We start from the raw sequence: 17642 nt of genomic DNA, 5'->3' as shown, positions 1-17642 counted from the left end.
GCAGGATCCATGTTTGACCACGGCAGCGACGACTACCAAGACATCCGGGATGCGGTGCGCGCGCTCTGCGCCGAGTTCCCCGACGAATACCACCGCAAGATCGACGAGGAACGCGGCTATCCCGAGGCGTTCGTCGATGCGCTGACCAAGGCGGGCTGGATGGCGGCGCTGATCCCCGAGGAATATGGCGGCTCGGGGCTGGGTCTGACCGAAGCCAGCATCATCATGGAAGAGATCAACCGCTCGGGCGGCAATTCGGGCGCCTGTCACGGCCAGATGTACAACATGAACACGCTGATCCGCCACGGCTCCGACGAACAGCGCCAGCGTTACCTGCCCAAGATCGCCTCGGGCGAATTGCGGCTGCAATCCATGGGCGTGACGGAACCCACCACCGGCACGGACACCACCAAGATCAAGACCACCGCCGTCAAGAAGGGCGACAGATACGTCATCAACGGCCAGAAGGTCTGGATCAGCCGCGTGCAGCATTCCGATCTGATGATCCTTCTGGCCCGCACCACGCCGCTGGCCGAGGTGAAGAAGAAATCCGAAGGCATGTCGATCTTTATCGTCGACATCAAGGAGGCGATGAAATCAGGCATGACCGTTCAGCCGATCCTGAACATGGTCAATCACGAAACCAATGAACTGTTCTTCGACAATCTGGAAATCCCCGAGGAAAACCTGATCGGCGAGGAAGGCAAGGGCTTCAAATACATCCTGACCGGGCTGAATGCCGAACGCACGCTGATCGCGGCGGAATGCATCGGCGACGGCTATTGGTTCACCGACCGCGTGGTGAAATATGTCAGCGAGCGCAACGTCTTCGGCCGTCCCATCGGCCAGAACCAAGGCGTGCAATTCCCCATCGCCGAAGCCTTCATCGAGATCGAGGCGGCGAACCTGATGCGCTTTGACGCCTGCCGCCGCTATGACGCGCATGAGGATTGCGGCGCTCAGGCGAACATGGCGAAATATCTGGCCGCGAAAGCCAGCTGGGAAGCCGCGAATGCCTGCCTGCAATTCCATGGCGGCTTCGGCTTTGCCTGCGAATACGACATCGAGCGCAAGTTCCGCGAAACGCGCCTTTATCAGGTCGCGCCGATCTCGACCAACCTGATCCTCAGCTATGTCGCCGAACACATCCTCGGCCTGCCGCGGAGCTTCTGATGGGATTGCCGCTGCAAGGACTGACGGTCGTCGCCATCGAACAGGCGGTGGCGGCCCCCTTTGCCACCTCGCGTCTGGCCGATGCAGGCGCGCATGTCATCAAGATCGAACGGCCCGAGGGCGATTTCGCCCGGGGCTATGACGATGTGGCCAAGGGTCAGGCCAGCTATTTCGTCTGGCTGAACCGGGGCAAGGACTCGGTGGTGCTGGATCTGGCCACGCCCGAGGGCAAGGCCGAACTGGCGCGGCTGCTGGACGGGGCCGATGTGCTGGTCCAGAACCTGAAACGCGGCGCGCTGGCCAAGCTGGGCTTCACGTTCGACCGGCTGGCGCAGGATTGGCCGCGCCTGATCACCTGTTCGATCTCGGGCTATGGCGAGGCCGGGCCAATGGCCGACCGCAAGGCCTATGACCTGCTGATTCAGGCGGAATCGGGTCTGTGTTCGATCACCGGCGGCCCGGAAAGCCCGTCGCGGGTCGGCACGTCGCTGGTCGATATCGCGACCGGCGCCACCGCCCATGCCGCCATCCTTGAGGCGCTGATCCAGCGCGGCATCACCGGCAAGGGCGCCAATATCAGCGTCTCGATGTTCGACGTGATGGCCGACTGGCTGACCGTGCCGCTTCTGAACCACGAGGGCGGCAAATCCCCGAAACGGCTGGGCCTCGCGCATCCCTCGATCTCGCCCTACAGCGTATTCGCCTCCAAGGACGGCAAGCAGGTGCTGATCTCGGTGCAAAGCGACCGCGAATGGCGAAAGCTGGCGGATGTGTTTCTGGGCCAGCCGGAACTGGGCACGGATCCGCGTTTTGCCACCAATGTGGCGCGGGTGGCGAACCGGCCCCAGACCGATGCGCTGGTGGCCGCAGGCTTTGCCCGCCGGGACGAGGCCGAGGCCATTGCCGCGCTGATCGCCTCGGATGTGGCCTTTGCCTCGGTCAATGACATGCAGGGCCTGTCGCAGCACCCGCATCTGCGCCGCATCAGCGTCGACACCCCGAACGGCCCGGTGCGCTATCCCGCCCCGGCGGCGGTGTTTCAGGGCGATGAGCGCAGATATGGCCCGGTTCCTGCGCTTGGCATGGCCCCGGCCAAGGCCAAGGCGACGGCATGAAGGACCGCATGATGACGAATGATCTGGACATCGACCACCTGCGGCAATGGATCGGCCGCGAGGAGGTCAAATCCGAACGCGCCACCCCGGCTTTGGTGGACCGCTTCCGCGCCACCTTCGATCAAGAGCGAGAGGCCCAAGGTGGCGAGGCGGCACCGGTGATGATCCACCTGTGTCTGGCGCCGCCGACCGCCCCCACCTCGGGGCTTGGCCCGGACGGGCACCCGGCGCGGGGCGGGTTCCTGCCCCCCGTGCCGCTGCCGCGCCGGATGTGGGCGGGCGGGGCCTTTGCGTTTCACGATGACATCCGGGTGGATGAGGTGGTGACGCGCCGCTCGGCCATCCGGGATGTGACGGTGAAGCACGGCCGCAGCGGGGTGCTGTGCTTCGTCACCGTCGATCACCGCATCGAAAGCGGCGGTCGTCTGGTGATCGAGGAACGGCAGGACATCGTTTACCGCGATGTGGACACGCCCGCCGATGCGCCGAAAGACGCCCCCGCACCCGCCCCGCATGGCGCGCATCGCGTGCGGGTCGCGCCTTCGGCGGCGCTGCTGTTTCGCTATTCCGCGCTGACCTTCAATGGCCACCGCATCCATTACGACAATCCCTATGTCCGGCAGGTCGAGGGCTATCCCGGCCTGATCGTGCATGGCCCGTTGCAGGCCACGCAACTGGTGCAATTCGCCGAAAGCATCCGGGGCAGGCGGCCCGCGCAGTTCGATTTCCGCAGCCTGTCGCCGCTGTTCGACATTGCCGATTACACGCTGAACGCGACCGAGGACGGCGACGGGCTGAAGCTTTGGACCGCCTATGCCGATGGTCCGGTGGCGATGGAGGCGCGCGCGACATGGTGACCGGCATCCGCGCTCCGCTATTCGTGCCCGCAAACCGCCCCGAGCGTTTCGCCAAGGCCGCCGCCTCGGGCGCGGATGCGGTGATCCTTGATCTTGAGGACGCGGTGGCGGCGGACGCCAAGGACGCTGCGCGTGCGGCGCTGGCCTGTGATTTCACCGATCTGCCGGTGATCGTGCGCATCAATGCGCATGGCACGGTCTGGCATGATGCCGATGTGGCAGCGGTCGCGGCATTGCAGCCCGCCGCCGTGATCCTGCCCAAGGCCGAGGACGCCGCCATCACCGCAGCCGTCGCGGCGGCGCTGGATCTGCCGGTGATCGCCCTGATCGAAAGCGCCTTGGGGCTGGCGCAGGTCCGGGCCATCGCGCAGGCGACGGGCGTGGTGCGGCTGGCCTTCGGCTCGGTCGATTTCTGCGCCGATCTGGGCTGTGCGCATCTGCGCGAGGTCTTGTTGCCTGCGCGGTCGGAACTGGTGCTGGCCTCGCGTCTGGCGGGGATCGAGGCGCCGATCGACGGGGTGACGGTGCAGCTGGACGACCCGGCGATCAGCCATGATGACGCGGCCCATGCCCGCGCCCTGGGGATGACCGGCAAGCTGTGCATCCACCCCAGACAGATCGCCGAGGTGCGCCGCGCCTTCGCGCCGACGCCTGGAGAGATCGACTGGGCTCGGCGGGTGCTGGCCTCGGGCGATGGCGCGGTCTCGGTCGAGGGTGCCATGGTCGATGAACCCGTCCGCATCCGCGCGCGGGCGGTGCTGGCGCAAGCGGGGGGATGATCCCGACCGCCCGATCCCGTCCGCCTAGCCGGGATGGACGCGAACTGCCCTGACCCTTGCGCGCGACCGCAGGCCGCGCCGCCTGCGGATCAGTTTGCCGCGTCATCCGCCAGCAGGTCAGCCCCAACAGGATGCGTCCGAAGGATTTCCTCATTTGCCCGACCCGCTGATGGCGTATTTGCGCCGCATGAACGGGGCGACGATGGCCAGAAAACCAAAGGTCGCCAGCAGCAGGATCACGCTCATCGCGCCGCCCTTGCCCCAGTTCAGCAGCGACAGCACCTGTTGCTGGATCAGCGTGGAGAGCATCGCCGAAGACGGGCCGCCCAGCAGCAGGGGCGTGATGTAAAAGCCCAGCGACAGGATGAAGACGATGACGGCTCCGGCCAGAAGTCCCGGCAGGGACAGCGGCAGATAGATCTGGAAGAACGCCATGATGGGCCGGGCGCCCAGACTGCCCGCCGCCTGCACCAGCCGCAGATCTATGCCTCGCATCACGGCATAAAGCGGCATGACCATGAAGGGCAGCAGGATCTGGACCATGCCGATCGTGACGCCCAGCTGGGTGCGGATCAGCCTGAGCTTTTCAAACCCCAGCGCCATGATGATGCGGTTGATGACACCCGTATCCTGCAACAGGATCATGGCGCGCCGCGCCGGCTGCGCGATGTGGGCATTTGCGCAGACAGCCTGCCCATGCTGGCCCGTGATGCGATGCGGCAGACCCGGCTTTTGCAAAACAATCCTGTCGAGGTCGATGAGCCCCGCAGCCCCGTCGCTGTATCGGCAGACGTTCTGAGAGTTTGCAGGGGGGCGCAGCGGACGTATAATGCAGATGACCAAGCCAATGGCCAAAAGCCGCAATGTGAAACCGGCAGAGGCGGGCGTCGGGCGGCCGGATCCAGCCGCCCTGCGCGTTTGGCCGGACTCTCGGCCCGTGTCCCGACGCATGCGTCCCGAAAAGGGGCGACCATTGGCCGCCCCCATGCCCGATTTACTCGGGGGCCTTCACCAGAATCTTGACGTGGGACTTTTCGGCCACCAGCGCCTCGAAGCCCTCGGCCACGATGTCGTCCAGCGCGATGCGCTTGGTCACCAGCGTGTCGGCGCTGAAATAGCCCTGCTGCATCAGCGCCATGACCGCCGGATAGACATTGCGATAGGCGATGGTGCCCTGCAACTGGCGTTCCTTCAGCACCACGGTATTGGGGTGAAATGCCGCGTCGCCCTCCCAGATCGAGACGATCAGCACCTGCCCCTCGTGCCGGGTGGCGTCGATGCATTGCGGCAGGACGCGCGGCACGCCCGTCACCTCGAAGGCCACATGCACGCCGCCCGAGGCGGCGCGGATCGCGGCGACGGCATCCTCGGCCATGGGGTCGATGACGCTGCTTGCGCCCAGTTCCAGCGCCTTTTGCCGCCGCACGTCCGAGGGTTCGACGACATGGATCTGCGCGGCACCCGCGACGCGCAGCGCCTCGACCACCAAGAGGCCGATGGGACCGGCGCCGAACACCGCCGCCGTATCGCCGGCCTTGATTTTCGACAGCCGCACCGCATGCAGCGCCACCGCCGCAGGCTCGACCAGCGCACCCTGCTCCATCGACAGCCCGTCCGGGATCTTGTGGACCATACGCGCGGGCACCACCGAGAAGGGCGCGAAGCCGCCATGCCCGCCCGACAGGCCGACAAAGCCCAGACTGTCGCAGAGGTTATACTTGCCCTCATGACAGGCGGGGCAGGTGCCGCAGGCGAAGATCGGCTCGATCGCCACCCGGTCGCCCACCGCCAGACCCGAGACGCCATCGCCCAGTTCGGTGACGGTGCCGCAATATTCGTGGCCCATGGTGATCGGGGCCTTGTCATGGCTCAGCGGATGGTCCTGACCGACCGGGACAAAGATCGGCCCGGCCAGATATTCGTGCAGGTCGCTGCCGCAGATGCCGGTCCAGGCGACCTTGAGCTTGACCTCTCCGGGGCCGGGCTGGGGTTCGGGGATGTCCTCGACGCGGATGTCGCGGGCGGCGTGCCAACGGGCTGCTTTCATGATGGTTTCCTTTTCAGATATGGTCAGTGATAGACCATGCCGCCGTCGATCAGGATCGACTGGCCGGTCATGTAATCGCTGTCGGGACCGGCGAGATAGGACACGAGGCTCGCCACGTCCTGCGGAGTCTGCGCCCGACCGAGGGCGATGGAGCCGACGAACTTGTCGAAGGTCGCGCCGATCTCTGCGCCGGTGAGTTTGGCGAAGCGCGCGTCGATCTCGGTCCACATGTCGGTGCCGACGACGCCGGGGCAATAGGCGTTGACCGTGATGCCATCACCGGCGAATTCCTTGGCGGCCACCTGGGTCAGGGCGCGAACGGCGAATTTCGTCGAACAATAGGCGCCCAGCATCGGAAAGCCCTCATGCGCGGCAATCGAGGCGGCGGAAATGATCTTGCCCCTGGTGCCATCCTTTTTGAAGCGTGCGGCGGCGGCCTGAATGCCCCACAGCACGCCTTTGACATTGACCGCGAAGACCCGGTCCATCTCGACATCGGTGATCTGGGCGATGGGCTGGACCTGAGCGATACCGGCATTGTTCACCATGATGTCGAACCCGCCCAATTGCGCGGCGGTCTGGTCAATGGCGTCGATGACCTGCTGGCGGTCGGTCACGTCGGCGGCGATGGTGATGACCTTGGTGCCGGTGAACCCGCTGGCGGCCTCGGTCAGTTGGTCCGCGTTCAGATCCACAAGCGCGATCTGCGCGCCATCGGCGGCCAGACGCTGGGCAATGCCCAGACCGATGCCGCGCGCGCCGCCGGTGACAAGGGCGGTCTTTCCTGCAAGAGACATGATGTTTTTCCTGATATATTCTGGGATCTTCTGCCCACCCGGACCGGATGGGCAGGCTTGGGCGCGTCAGGACAGGTGATGCACCTCTTGCAGCCCATAGACGGGGGTATCCAGCCCCTCCATCCGCGCCTTGAGTTGCAGCGCCAGATACAGCGAATAATGCCGCGACTGGTGCAGGTTGCCGCCGTGGAACCACAGGTTTTGCTGTTGCGTGGGCTTCCACATATTGCGCTGCTCGCCCTCCCACGGGCCGGGATCCTTGGTGGTGTCGGAACCCAGACCCCAGACCTTGCCCACCTTGTCGGCGACCTCGGGGCTGATCAGATCGGCGGCCCAGCCGTTCATTGAGCCAAAGCCCGTCGCCAGCACCACCAGATCGGCGGGCAGGCTGGTGCCATCCTTCAGCACCACCGCGTCGGCCTCGAAATGATCGACCTGACCCTGCACCAGCTTGATTTCGCCGTCGATGATCAACTGGCTGGCGCCCACGTCGATGTAATAGCCCGAGCCGCGGCGCAGGTATTTCATGAACAGCCCCGAGCCGTCATCGCCCCAGTCCAGCTTGAACCCGGCCTTTTCCAGCCCGGCATAGAAATCCGCGTCGCGTTCCCGCATCTTGTCGTAAAGCGGGATCTGGAATTCATGCATGATCTTGTAGGGCAGCGAGGCGAAAATCATGTCGGCCTTTTCGGTCGTCACCCCGTTCGCCACCGCCTGCTCCGAATAAAGCGCGCCCAGCCCGATCTCCATCAGGCTGTCCGAGCGCACGATATGGGTCGAGGACCGCTGCACCATGGTGACATCCGCCTCCGCCTCCCACAGCGCCGCGCAGATGTCATGCGCCGAGTTGTTCGAGCCGATGACCACGACCTTTTTCCCGGTCCATTCGTCCGGCCCCTTGTGCTGGGACGAATGCTGGATGGTGCCTTTGAAGCTGTCCATGCCGGGGAATTTCGGCATGTTCGCCTTGCCTGACATGCCGGTCGCCAGCACCAGCTGCGTCGGATGCAGGGTCAGTTTTTCTCCGTCGCGGTTCACCTCGACCGACCATGTGCCGCTGGCTTCGTCGAAACTGGCCTTTTCCACCGTCGAGCGGGTCCAGTAGTTCAGCTCCATGACCTTGGTATACATCTCCAGCCAGTCGCCCACCTTGTCCTTGGGCGTGAACACCGGCCAGTTGTCGGGGAATTTGATATAGGGCAGGTGGTCATACCAGATCGGATCGTGCAGGCACAAAGACTTGTAGCGGCTGCGCCACTGGTCGCCGGGCCGGTCGTGCTTGTCGAGGATGATGGTCGGCACGCCCAACTGCCGCAGCCGCGCCCCCAGCGCGATGCCGCCCTGCCCGCCGCCGATGATGACGGTATAGGGCTGGGTGTCGTAACCCAGCGTCGCCGCCTCGGTCTCGCGGCGCTCCTTCCAACTGCTGCGGTGCTTGCTGGCGCCATGTTCAGCGCCCATCGGGCGGCGGGTGCCGCGGTTTTCCTCATGGCCTTTCAATTCTTGCAAGGCGGTGAGCAGGGTCCAGATGCGGTCGTCTTTCAGCCGCAGCAGGCCCCAGCCGCGCCCGGCGGCGGTTTCAAAGGTGATCCATGCGGTGGTGACGCCGCCCTCCTCGGCGGGGTCTTCTCCGGTCTGGATCTGGAAATTTCCGGGGCGGGTTTGGGCCAGTTGCTGGCCCAGCATGTCGGCGACCCCCGCCGGGCCTTCGACGGTTTTCAGGTTCCAGCTGACCGCCACCAGATCGCGCCAATAGCTGTCGGTGGCGAACAGGCTGGCGGCCGCCTGCACATCCCCGGCTTCCAGCGCGGCATTAAGCTGGTCCAGCACGGCCTGCGTGCGGCTGACCACGGTTGAATCGAGCATCGCGTCTCCTCCTCTGCGCGTTGTTCAGAGGCGAGTATCGGCGTGCCCAATCGCCGCGATCCATCATTCCCTATGCAAGAGCACCCGAAAATCGACCGCTGCGATGCAGCGTGTTGCGCGCGCAACGCCGCGCAACAACTCAGCCCGGCGGCTGCAACCCCGCCTGCCGCAACCGCCGCAGCACGGTCGAGCGGTTGACCCCCAGCCGTCGCGCGGCGCGGGCCATGTTCCAGCCGCAGGCTTCCATGATCTGTTCCAGCGACTCGGGCGGGGGCAGGTCGGTGCTGCGATCCACCGGGGCGGGCAGGTCGGGCAGGTCGATCACCCTGCCCTCGCACAAGGCAATGGCCACGTCCAGCACCTGTTCCAGTTCACGCAGGTTGCCGGGCCAGTGCCGCCCCAAAAGCGTGGCCCGGGCCGAGGGCGACAGCCGCATTTCCTGCGGCGAACGGCGGCGCAGGATGCGGTCCACCAGCCAGCCGATGTCTTGGCGCTGCCGCAGCGGCGGCAGGTCCAGCACCGCACCCGCCAGCCGGTGAAACAGCGGGCGCGGCAGATCCAGCGCACCGGGCGCCGCGCAGGTGGTCGAGATCACGCGCAGCCCGGCGCCGGCGTCCAGCACGCCGACCAAGACGGCAGCCGTGGCGGGCGGCAGATCCTCGATCCGGCGCAGCAGCAAGGTGGCGCTGCCGGGCAGATCGGCGCAGGCCGCGCGCAGCGCGTCACAGGTCAGCCCGGCGCAGTCCATCGCCAGAAAGCCGCTGGTGCTGCCGGTCATGTGGATGGCATGGGCCAGCTTGGTCTTGCCGGTGCCGGATTCGCCCGCGATCAGCAGCGGCACGGCGCTGCGGGCCAGCTTTGCGGCCTGCGTCAGCAGCCGGGTCATCGCCGGATCGCCACCCGACAATCCGGCCAGCGGCCCCGCCCGGCGGTCGACCCGCAGCGCGGTGCGCGGCGCCTGCGGGGCGATGGCATGGCCGAACAGCGCGCCACCGTCGCGCATCTGGACGATGCGTTCTTCGGTCGGGCGGTCGCGCATCAGATCGGGCAGGTCGTCGATGGTCAGGCCCAGCACCTCGTCGATACGCCGCCCGATCACCGCGCCGCCGTCGGAAAACAGCCGCCGCGCGCCACGGGTATAGCCCAGCACCCGGCCGGAGTCGTCCAGCCGCACCGCAGCCTCGGGGTCCACGTCCAGAAATTCGGGGCTGTCGGACAGGCGCAGCACCCAGTCGCGGCGGCTTTCGGCCATCAGGTTCGCCATCTCGACCCGCCGCGCCGCATTGGTCACAAGGCTCATCGCCAGATTCTGGCTGCGCTTGGGGCTGGGCGAGCGCAGCAGCGAAATGTCCAGCACCGCCGCCAGCCCCCCCAGACTGTCGAAAATCGGCGCCGAGGTGCAACTCAGCGCAACATGCGCATTGCCGAAATGGTCGTCCTGATGCACCGTCACCGGCTCTTGCGTGACCAGACAGGCGCCGACGCCCGAGGTTCCGGCCAGATCCTCGGACCAGTTCGAGCCGAGATAAAGCCCCGCCGCCTTCAATTCGTCCAGAAACAGGTCGTCGCCGAAAAAGTCCACGCAGACGCCCGTGGCATTGGTCAGCAGCAGCGCGTAATTCTGCCCGGCGACCTGCCGGAACAGGCTTTGCAGGCTGGAACGCGCCGCGCCGATCAGCCATTCCGCCTGTTTGCGGTGGTCGCGCAGCTCGGTCTGCGTGACGATATGGGCCGGGTCGCGCCGGGTCGGATCCATGCCGTAAAGTTCGACACAGCGCCGCCACGAGGCCGAGACGAAGCCATCCCGTCCGGTCTGCGTGCCGTCCAGAACACGCTCGATCTCCTCGACGTGCCGCCGATCGCTCATGCCGCCGTCCTCCTCCGGGGCAGAGGTTAGCATATCGCGGGCGCTGGCCCAGAGGGGACTTTGGTCGGGCGCGCGGGTGAAACCCGAGCCCAGTCCCCGCGCCGCCGGGCATCGCGCGGGCCTGCGGGCGATTTCTAGGGTTCCGGGCACCCGCCACTCACGCTAGGCTTGCACCAAAACGTGAGGGGGCAGTGATGCGCATTACATTCCGGAACTCGGTCAGCATGGCCGTGGTGGCCTTGATGCTGGGGTCGTGCGGCGCGGGCAGCTATGCGCCGCGCGGGGGCGGTGTGGCCCAGACGCAGCAGGAAATCAAATGGGGCCGCAACCAGAACCCGCCCGCCGACAAGGTGGCCGGGCTGAACGCGTGGATCGAAAGATACAAGGGCCGCGCGCGGGCGCAGGGCATCAGCGACCAGACGCTGGATTTCGCCTTTCGCGGCGTGGTCTATAACCCCGAGGCGATCAGACGCAGCCAAAATCAGGCCGAGTTCAAGAAGGCGCTTTGGGAATATCTGGAAAACGCCGTTTCGGAAAAGCGCCAGACGAATGGCCGCGCGGCGCTGGCGCAATATGGCGGCGTGCTGTCCCGCGTCGAGGCGGCCTATGGCGTCGACAAGGAAGTCGTCACCGCCGTCTGGGGCATGGAATCGACCTATGGCGAACGCCGGGGCGATCTGCCGCTGATCGAAAGTCTGGCCACTTTGGGCTATGAGGGATATCGCGGCGACTTCTTCCGCAGCCAGCTTTTCGCGGCGCTGAAGATCCTGCAATCGGGCGATATCGACCCCGGCCACATGACCGGAAGCTGGGCCGGAGCCATGGGCCATACCCAGTTCATCCCGACGACCTATCTGGCCTATGCGGTGGATTTCACCGGCGACGGTCGGCGCGACATCTGGTCGAACGACCCCAGCGACTCGCTGGCCTCGACCGCGAATTATCTGGCGAAATCCGGCTGGCAGCGCGGCCTGCCCGCCGCCGTCGAGGTGACGCTGCCGCCGGGCTTCAACACCGGGCTGGGTGGCAAGGGCAAGCGGCGCACGGTTTCGGAATGGCAATCCATGGGCATCCGGCAGGCGAACCAGCGCCCGCTGCCGCCCGCAGGCACCTCGACCGAGTTGCTGATCCCCGGCGGCGCGGATGGCGCGGCCTTCCTGATCACCCGCAACTTTCACGCGATCCTGCGCTATAACAATGCCGACAGCTATGCGCTGGCCGTGGCGCATCTGGCCGACCGGCTGAAGGGCTATCCGGGGCTTGCGAACCCATGGCCCGCCAGCCATCCCGGCCTGCGCATCGAGCAGCGCAAAGAGATGCAGCAGCTTCTGACCATGCGCGGTTTCGACACGCAGGGCGTCGATGGCAATGTCGGGCCGAACACCACGAATGCCATCCGCGCCTATCAGCAGTCGCGCGGCCTGCCGGTCACCGGCCAGCCGGATGCGGCCTTGTTGCAGCAGTTGCGCCGGGGCTGAGGCGGGGCCACGATGGGGTTTCGGCCAAGCGGCGGGGTTGCACCTGCCGCTTCTGGTGCATCTGCCCGTCGGCGATCCCGCAAGGCGGGCAGATCAGGCGTATTGGTTCAGATGCGTCATCGCCGCGCGCGCCATGTCTGGCGACACCCCGCCGCGCAGATCGTCCGAGCCGCGTTCGATAATTTCGCCAAGGCGTGCGCGGATGTGGAAATGCGACACTTCCAGATTGTTGGAAATACGGTGTGCGACGACACGACCAAGCGTCAATGCAATCATGTCCGGGCTGTTCAGATAATCCTGACCGTCGACGGCGGATTGTCCCATGTCAAGCTCCTCGGTTGGGGCAGGCGCTGTGAAGCACCGCGAGAGCAGATACAATTATAACCAAAAATCGCTCGACCCGCGGGAAACGCACCGAACAGAATCAACCTATTGAAGCGCCGGAAGCTTGGCAATCTGTCCTTTTCCCACATGACAGATGTTTGAATACAGGTGGTTAGGTGATGGCGCTTTATCGATTTCGCGCTTAGATTGCATTAACTCTGATTTGTCGCCAGATCGGCCAAGCCTTGCCGGTCGCAAGGCCGCAGGGTTCACCGCAGCCACTCGCGTGGGTAGTCTTGCCCGACACAAGAAACGAAGATGAGGCAGAGCGGGATGACACGGACAGGGATTGCGCTGGTTGCGCTGACGGTGATGCTGGCCGGATGCGGCGGCTATAACAATCCGACGAACAGCGCGGCGGTGCGCACCGTCGGGGGCGCGGGTCTGGGCGCGGTTGCTGCGGATGCGGTGGGCGGATCCAAGACCACGGGCGCGCTGATCGGCGCTGTGGCGGGCGGGCTGTCCTGCACCAGCGGCAATTGCTACTGACGCCTTCGCGAAAGCGCCGCAGCCCCATGCGGGCCTGCGGCCGGATTGCTGGCTATCGCTGTGGCGTCGCGGCGCCATAGCGCGCAACGCATTGCGACTGCCCGAAGGTCGACAGCGCCGTCAGCCGCTGTTGCAGGGCATCGCGCTTGCGCGTTTCGGCGACGGGATCGATCGGCACGCGCTCGCGCATGGTATTGGTGCCACCATAACAACTGGACAGCCCAAGGCCGAAATTCCCGCCGCGATAGCCGCCCGCACAAAAGCGCAGCCCGGTATCGCGCACGGGCTGGGTTTCCCAAGCATATCCCCGGGCGATATTGCCCTCGACCTCGGCCAGCAAGGCGCGGACATTGCGCTGTTCGGATGCCACGCGGGCCTCGCATTGTTCGGTCGGCGTGCCGCAGGCAGCCAGTGTCACAAGCAGGGCGCTGGTGGCGATGATGGTGTTGCACTTCATCTGGTGACCTCCCCCACACACGTCCGGATCGGGACGCATCCTGTCACATTAGCGCGGAACACCCGACCGCGTAAGGGGTGGCCGGACCACGCGGTGTGCGCGGTCCGGCGGTTCGGCGCGTCCCGGCCGGGATCAGCGCCAGATCTGCGGATCGACGCCTTTGGCAAGATCGGGATGCTGGGACAGGTGGAAGGTCGGCATCTTGCCCGCCTTGCGCTGCGCCAGATAATCCCGCGTCAGCTTCGCCACCGTGCCCGACAGCGCCACGATGGCAATCAGGTTGATCGTGGCCATCAGACCCATCGAGGCATCGGCCAGATTGAACACCGTGGCCACGCTTTGGATGGCGCCCCAGACGACCATCAGCACCGCCGCAACCCGCAGGACCGTCAGGCCTGTCTTGTTGCCAAAGCCCAGATAGGACACGGCATTTTCGGCATAGGCATAGTTGCCGATAATCGAGGTGAAGGCGAAAAAGAAGATCGCCACCGCCACGAAGATGCCGCCCGCCGCGCCGAAGTGATGCACCAGCGCGTTCTGCGTCAGCACCGTGCCGGTGATGCCGCTGCCCGGCTGCATCACGCCCGACAGGATGATCATCACCGCCGTCGCCGTGCAGACAAGGATCGTGTCGATAAAGACGCCAAGCGCCTGCACGAAGCCCTGGCTGGACGGGTGGTGCGGGTCGGGCGTCGCCACCGCGGCGATGTTCGGGGCCGAGCCCATGCCCGCCTCGTTCGAGAACAGACCGCGCTTGATGCCGTTCATCGCCGCCGCCGTGATCGAGCCCGCGACCCCACCCGCCGCCTCGGTCAGGCCGAAAGCGCCACCGACGATCTGCCACAGCGCCCACGGCACGTCGGTCAGGTTCATCACGATGACGATGATCGCCGCCAGCAGATAGATGCCCGCCATGAACGGCACGACGATTTCGGCCACGCGCGCCACCTGCGGGATGCCGCCAAAGATGATGGCCGCCGTCAGCCCGGCGGTGGCAAGGCCCACGGCCCATTTCGGCACGCCGAACGCGCCATTGACCGCCTCGGCGATGGAATTCGACTGCACCGAGTTGAAGACCAGCCCGAAAGCAAGGATCAGCGCCACGGCAAACACCGCGCCCAGCCACGGCAGCCCCAGCCCCTTCGAGATGTAATAGGCCGGTCCGCCGCGATACATGCCGCCATCGCCATGCACCTTGTAAAGCTGCGCCAGCGCGCTTTCGGAATAGGCCGTGGCCATGCCGACCAGCGCCACCACCCACATCCAGAACACCGCACCCGCGCCGCCCAGATAGATCGCGACGGCAACGCCCGCGATATTGCCGGTCCCCACGCGCGAGGCCAGACTGACCGTCAGCGCCTGCAGCGGCGTGATGCCGTTCTTGTCGGCCTTGCCCGAACCCAGCACGCATCGGAACAGCTCGGGAAAGTGACGGAACTGCAGAAAGCCCAGCCGGAACGTGAAATACAGCCCGACCGCGATCAGACCGTAGATCAGGATGTAGTTCCAGAAAATCAGGTTCAGGAAGTCGATGACGGCATTCATGCAGGGCTCCGTTATGGTGACAGGGTGATCGTGACGACGATACCGGACAGCATCGTTTCCATGAGTGAAGGCTTGGGCATCGGGCGGCGGGACGCCGTGTTCCGATCCCGGCTCGGCAAGGTTGCAACATCCGGTTGCGCCTGTCACCCCTTGCGGGACAAGAACTCAGCTTCGGTGCAGCAATGCCTCAGCGCGGGTGGTCGGCTGAAACATCCGTCTGTGCCCGGTCAGATGGCCTGACAGCAGGCCGAATTCGTCGTCAAGCACCGCGGCTTCGCGCAGGACCAGCGCATGCGAGATGTCGAAGATGCGGGCAAAGCTGCGGCTGTCTTGCGCGATGCCCAGCGTCATTGCGGCAAGGATGCCCGCGCCCAGCGGGCTGAGACCGGGGCAGGCGGCGGTCAGCCGCTGCGTTTCGGCCATGAACTCGGCCTCGGTCATAGGGGGTGCAGGCGGACCGGGATGGATTTCGAATTGGGCGTAAAGCTGCGCTCGCCAAAGGCACCAAGCGGCACCAGCACGTTCAGTTCCGGATAATAGCCCGCGATGCAGCCGCGCGGCAGATCATAGGCGACCAGCCGGAACGCCTGCGCCACGCGGTCGATCCCGTCATCCGACGGGCCGATGATATCGACCCGGTCCCCGGCCTTCGCGCCGATGGCCGCGATGTCGTCGGGATTGACGAAGACCACGCGGCGTTCGCCATAGACGCCGCGATAGCGGTCATCCATGCCATAGATCGTGGTGTTATACTGATCGTGCGACCGGAAGGTCTGCAGCACGAAACGGCCATCGCCCTGCGATTTCTGCCATTCGGTCGCCTCGGGCAGGGGATCCGCGCCGAAATTCGCCCGCGCCGTCGGTGTGCGCCATTCGCGCTGCGCCGCCGGGTTGCGCAGCCAGAAGCCGCGCGGCTTGCGCACGCGTTCGTTGTAATCGTGAAAGCCCGGCAGCACGCGCCCGATCATGTCGCGGATCAGGTCGTAATCATCCGCCATGGCCTGCCAATCCACCACCGCGCTGCCGACGGTCGCGGCGGCGATCCCGGCGATGATGCCGATTTCGGATTTCAGCTCGGCCGAGGCGGGCAGGTTGATGCCACCCGAGCCGTGGACCATGCTCATGGAATCCTCGACCGTGACGATCTGGCGGATGCCTGCGGGGGATTTGTCGATCTCGGTCCGGCCCAGACAGGGCAGAATGAACGAGGCCGCGCCCGGCAGCAGATGCGAATGGTTCAGCTTGGTGGCGACATGCACCGTCAGGCCCAGCCCGGACAGGGCCTGCGCGATCAGCGCGCTGTCGGGCGTGGCGCGGGCGAAGTTGCCGCCCAGCCCGATAAAGGCCCTGGCCGAGCCGTCCAGCATCGCCCCGATGGCCCCCAGCACGTTATGGCCGTCATGGCGTGGCAGGCTGACGCCCAGTTCCCGCTCCAGGGCATCGGTCAGCTGGGCGGGGGGCTTTTCGTTGATCCCCATGGTGCGGTCGCCCTGCACGTTGGAATGGCCGCGCACGGGGCACAGCCCGGTGCCGGGCCGCCCGACATTGCCGCGCAGGAACAGGAAATTCGCGATCTCGCGGATGGTGGCCACCGAATGGCGGTGCTGCGTCACACCCATCGCCCATGTGGCGATGACCCGGTCCGACTGCATGTAGATGCGCGCCGCCGTTTCGATCTGGGCGCGGCTCAGGCCCGATTGCGTCTGGATCTGGTCCCACGAGGTCGCCTCGACCACAGCGCGCCAATCCTCGAAGCCGTGGCAATGGCGGGTGATGAAATCGCGGTCCAGCACGCCTTCGGCCAGCACCACCTTGCACATGCCCCGGATTGCGGCCATGTCGCCGCCCAGACGGACCTGAAAGTAATCCGTCGAGGTGGGTTGTGAGCCGCCGCGCAGCATCTCGATCTTGTTTTGCGGATCGGCAAAGCGCTGCAGACCCTTTTCCTTCAGCGGGTTGAAGACCACCACGCGCGCGCCGCGTGCCGCCGCCTTGCGCAGATCGGCCAGCATCCGGGGATGGTTGGTGCCGGGGTTCTGGCCAAAGACGAAAATCGCATCGGCCTGTTCAAAATCCTCAAGCAGCACCGTGCCCTTGCCGATGCCCACCGCGTCGATCAGCGCCACGCCCGACGCTTCGTGGCACATGTTCGAGCAGTCGGGGAAATTGTTCGTGCCATACAGTCGCACGAACAGCTGATACAGAAACGCCGCCTCGTTGCTGGCCCGGCCCGAGGTATAGAATTCCGCCTGATCGGGGCTTTCCAGCGCCCGCAGCGCCGCGCCGATCTGGGCAAACGCATCGTCCCAGGCGACGGGCAGATAGCGGTCCTGCGCCGGGTCATAGCGCAGCGGATGGGTCAGGCGGCCCTGATGCTCCAGATCGTAATCCGACCAGCCGCGCAATTCGGAGACGGTGTGATCGGCGAAGAAATCGGGCGTGGTGCGCTTGCGCGTCGCCTCCCATGCGACGGCCTTGACGCCGTTTTCGCAGAATTCAAAGGATGAGCCGTGTTCCGGATCGCCCCATGCGCAGCCGGGGCAGTCAAAGCCGTCGGGCTGGTTGGCGTGCAGCATGGCGCGTGCGCCCGCAAGGGGATTGCCGGTTTGCAGCAGCCGTTTGCCACAGCTTTTCAGCGCCCCCCAACCACCTGCCGCCTTCGAGGCAGGAGCGACGAAATCCTTGTCGGCCATGCGGCGTCACCCAATCGAAAAAGACCGGCCAGCGCGGCCGGGTGTGGAGATGTCAGGAAGTCGGGATGCTGCCGAAATGCGCGGGTCGCTGCTTC

General features: G+C 65.7%; 16 protein-coding genes. 6 read left to right on the top strand and 10 right to left on the bottom strand.

Annotation, left to right across the window (positions count from 1 at the left end; genetic code table 11):
* The first annotated feature begins 9 nt into the window (after positions 1-9).
* From GL284_RS07765 to GL284_RS07750, 4 genes are read left to right on the top strand one after another with little or no spacing between them, the layout of a single operon-like run.
* On the top strand, positions 10-1173 hold the full coding sequence (locus tag GL284_RS07765) for an acyl-CoA dehydrogenase family protein (protein ID WP_155044035.1): 1164 nt from the start codon (positions 10-12) through the stop codon (positions 1171-1173).
* On the top strand, positions 1173-2288 hold the full coding sequence (locus GL284_RS07760; RefSeq protein ID WP_155044034.1) for a CaiB/BaiF CoA transferase family protein: 1116 nt from the start codon (positions 1173-1175) through the stop codon (positions 2286-2288). Before GL284_RS07765 ends, GL284_RS07760 begins: the two co-directional genes overlap by 1 nt.
* Positions 2285-3145, top strand: coding sequence for an HTD2 family dehydratase (locus GL284_RS07755; RefSeq protein WP_230382970.1), 861 nt, complete (start codon positions 2285-2287; stop codon positions 3143-3145). The genes GL284_RS07760 and GL284_RS07755 overlap by 4 nt, the downstream gene beginning before the upstream one ends.
* On the top strand, positions 3139-3924 hold the full coding sequence (locus GL284_RS07750) for an HpcH/HpaI aldolase/citrate lyase family protein (RefSeq protein ID WP_155044033.1): 786 nt from the start codon (positions 3139-3141) through the stop codon (positions 3922-3924). The genes GL284_RS07755 and GL284_RS07750 overlap by 7 nt, the downstream gene beginning before the upstream one ends.
* Before the next feature lie 150 nt (positions 3925-4074).
* Here GL284_RS07750 and GL284_RS21290 read toward each other — a convergent pair whose 3' ends face one another.
* The 5 genes from GL284_RS21290 to GL284_RS07725 all read right to left on the bottom strand — a co-directional run bounded on the left by GL284_RS21290 (position 4075) and on the right by GL284_RS07725 (position 10501).
* Positions 4075-4569, bottom strand: a complete 495-nt coding sequence (locus tag GL284_RS21290) for an ABC transporter permease (RefSeq protein ID WP_230382969.1) — start codon at positions 4567-4569, stop codon at positions 4075-4077.
* A gap of 349 nt (positions 4570-4918) precedes the next feature.
* Positions 4919-5971: a 2,3-butanediol dehydrogenase gene (locus GL284_RS07740; RefSeq protein WP_155044031.1), complete on the bottom strand. Its 1053-nt coding sequence runs from the start codon at positions 5969-5971 to the stop codon at positions 4919-4921.
* A 23-nt stretch (positions 5972-5994) separates the two neighbouring features.
* The gene (locus GL284_RS07735) at positions 5995-6768 is read right to left on the bottom strand and encodes an acetoin reductase (protein ID WP_155044030.1); all 774 of its coding nucleotides are present in this window, start codon (positions 6766-6768) and stop codon (positions 5995-5997) included.
* Between the two features lie 66 nt (positions 6769-6834).
* Complete coding sequence (locus GL284_RS07730) at positions 6835-8634, bottom strand: NAD(P)/FAD-dependent oxidoreductase (protein ID WP_155044029.1); 1800 nt, start codon at positions 8632-8634, stop codon at positions 6835-6837.
* 139 nt (positions 8635-8773) lie between these two features.
* Positions 8774-10501 (bottom strand): sigma-54-dependent Fis family transcriptional regulator, encoded by a 1728-nt coding sequence (locus GL284_RS07725; RefSeq protein WP_230382968.1) that lies wholly within the window; start codon positions 10499-10501, stop codon positions 8774-8776.
* Between the two features lie 194 nt (positions 10502-10695).
* Between GL284_RS07725 and GL284_RS07720 the strand changes: the two genes are divergently transcribed.
* On the top strand, positions 10696-11979 hold the full coding sequence (locus GL284_RS07720; protein WP_155044027.1) for a lytic murein transglycosylase: 1284 nt from the start codon (positions 10696-10698) through the stop codon (positions 11977-11979).
* Between the two features lie 93 nt (positions 11980-12072).
* Here the strand turns inward: GL284_RS07720 and GL284_RS07715 are convergent, their stop codons facing one another.
* A complete protein-coding gene (locus tag GL284_RS07715; protein WP_155044026.1) occupies positions 12073-12303 on the bottom strand; it encodes a hypothetical protein in 231 nt (76 codons plus the stop codon).
* 333 nt (positions 12304-12636) lie between these two features.
* Between GL284_RS07715 and GL284_RS07710 the strand changes: the two genes are divergently transcribed.
* Positions 12637-12852, top strand: a complete 216-nt coding sequence (locus GL284_RS07710) for a hypothetical protein (protein WP_230382967.1) — start codon at positions 12637-12639, stop codon at positions 12850-12852.
* A 52-nt stretch (positions 12853-12904) separates the two neighbouring features.
* On the opposite strand, the gene GL284_RS07705 is transcribed toward GL284_RS07710, so the two are convergent.
* The 4 genes from GL284_RS07705 to GL284_RS07690 form a co-directional block, all read right to left on the bottom strand.
* Positions 12905-13309, bottom strand: a complete 405-nt coding sequence (locus tag GL284_RS07705) for a hypothetical protein (RefSeq protein ID WP_155044024.1) — start codon at positions 13307-13309, stop codon at positions 12905-12907.
* Between the two features lie 132 nt (positions 13310-13441).
* Positions 13442-14854: an alanine/glycine:cation symporter family protein gene (locus GL284_RS07700; protein WP_155044023.1), complete on the bottom strand. Its 1413-nt coding sequence runs from the start codon at positions 14852-14854 to the stop codon at positions 13442-13444.
* Positions 14855-15019: 165 nt separating this feature from the next.
* Positions 15020-15295: a hypothetical protein gene (locus GL284_RS07695; RefSeq protein ID WP_155044022.1), complete on the bottom strand. Its 276-nt coding sequence runs from the start codon at positions 15293-15295 to the stop codon at positions 15020-15022.
* A complete protein-coding gene (locus GL284_RS07690; protein ID WP_155044021.1) occupies positions 15292-17547 on the bottom strand; it encodes an FdhF/YdeP family oxidoreductase in 2256 nt (751 codons plus the stop codon). Before GL284_RS07690 ends, GL284_RS07695 begins: the two co-directional genes overlap by 4 nt.
* Between the last annotated feature and the right edge of the window lie 95 nt (positions 17548-17642).

Origin of the sequence: Paracoccus shanxieyensis, assembly GCF_009711265.1 — a bacterium.
GTDB lineage: Bacteria > Pseudomonadota > Alphaproteobacteria > Rhodobacterales > Rhodobacteraceae > Paracoccus > Paracoccus shanxieyensis.
The sequence above is the reverse complement of the archived record's forward strand: the minus strand, read 5'-3'. Positions and strand labels throughout refer to the sequence as shown.

What these genes read in the sequence shown, in the direction of transcription:
- GL284_RS07760 (WP_155044034.1), top strand. Translation starts at nt 1,173, where the DNA reads ATGGGATTGCCGCTGCAAGGACTGACGGTCGTCGCCATCGAACAGGCG.
- GL284_RS07755 (WP_230382970.1), top strand. Translation starts at nt 2,285, where the DNA reads ATGAAGGACCGCATGATGACGAATGATCTGGACATCGACCACCTGCGG.
- GL284_RS07695 (WP_155044022.1), bottom strand. Translation starts at nt 15,295, where the DNA reads ATGACCGAGGCCGAGTTCATGGCCGAAACGCAGCGGCTGACCGCCGCC.
- GL284_RS07765 (WP_155044035.1), top strand. Translation starts at nt 10, where the DNA reads ATGTTTGACCACGGCAGCGACGACTACCAAGACATCCGGGATGCGGTG.
- GL284_RS07735 (WP_155044030.1), bottom strand. Translation starts at nt 6,768, where the DNA reads ATGTCTCTTGCAGGAAAGACCGCCCTTGTCACCGGCGGCGCGCGCGGC.
- GL284_RS07710 (WP_230382967.1), top strand. Translation starts at nt 12,637, where the DNA reads ATGACACGGACAGGGATTGCGCTGGTTGCGCTGACGGTGATGCTGGCC.
- GL284_RS21290 (WP_230382969.1), bottom strand. Translation starts at nt 4,569, where the DNA reads ATGATCCTGTTGCAGGATACGGGTGTCATCAACCGCATCATCATGGCG.
- GL284_RS07700 (WP_155044023.1), bottom strand. Translation starts at nt 14,854, where the DNA reads ATGAATGCCGTCATCGACTTCCTGAACCTGATTTTCTGGAACTACATC.
- GL284_RS07705 (WP_155044024.1), bottom strand. Translation starts at nt 13,309, where the DNA reads ATGAAGTGCAACACCATCATCGCCACCAGCGCCCTGCTTGTGACACTG.
- GL284_RS07720 (WP_155044027.1), top strand. Translation starts at nt 10,696, where the DNA reads ATGCGCATTACATTCCGGAACTCGGTCAGCATGGCCGTGGTGGCCTTG.
- GL284_RS07730 (WP_155044029.1), bottom strand. Translation starts at nt 8,634, where the DNA reads ATGCTCGATTCAACCGTGGTCAGCCGCACGCAGGCCGTGCTGGACCAG.
- GL284_RS07750 (WP_155044033.1), top strand. Translation starts at nt 3,139, where the DNA reads ATGGTGACCGGCATCCGCGCTCCGCTATTCGTGCCCGCAAACCGCCCC.
- GL284_RS07740 (WP_155044031.1), bottom strand. Translation starts at nt 5,971, where the DNA reads ATGAAAGCAGCCCGTTGGCACGCCGCCCGCGACATCCGCGTCGAGGAC.
- GL284_RS07690 (WP_155044021.1), bottom strand. Translation starts at nt 17,547, where the DNA reads ATGGCCGACAAGGATTTCGTCGCTCCTGCCTCGAAGGCGGCAGGTGGT.
- GL284_RS07725 (WP_230382968.1), bottom strand. Translation starts at nt 10,501, where the DNA reads ATGAGCGATCGGCGGCACGTCGAGGAGATCGAGCGTGTTCTGGACGGC.
- GL284_RS07715 (WP_155044026.1), bottom strand. Translation starts at nt 12,303, where the DNA reads ATGGGACAATCCGCCGTCGACGGTCAGGATTATCTGAACAGCCCGGAC.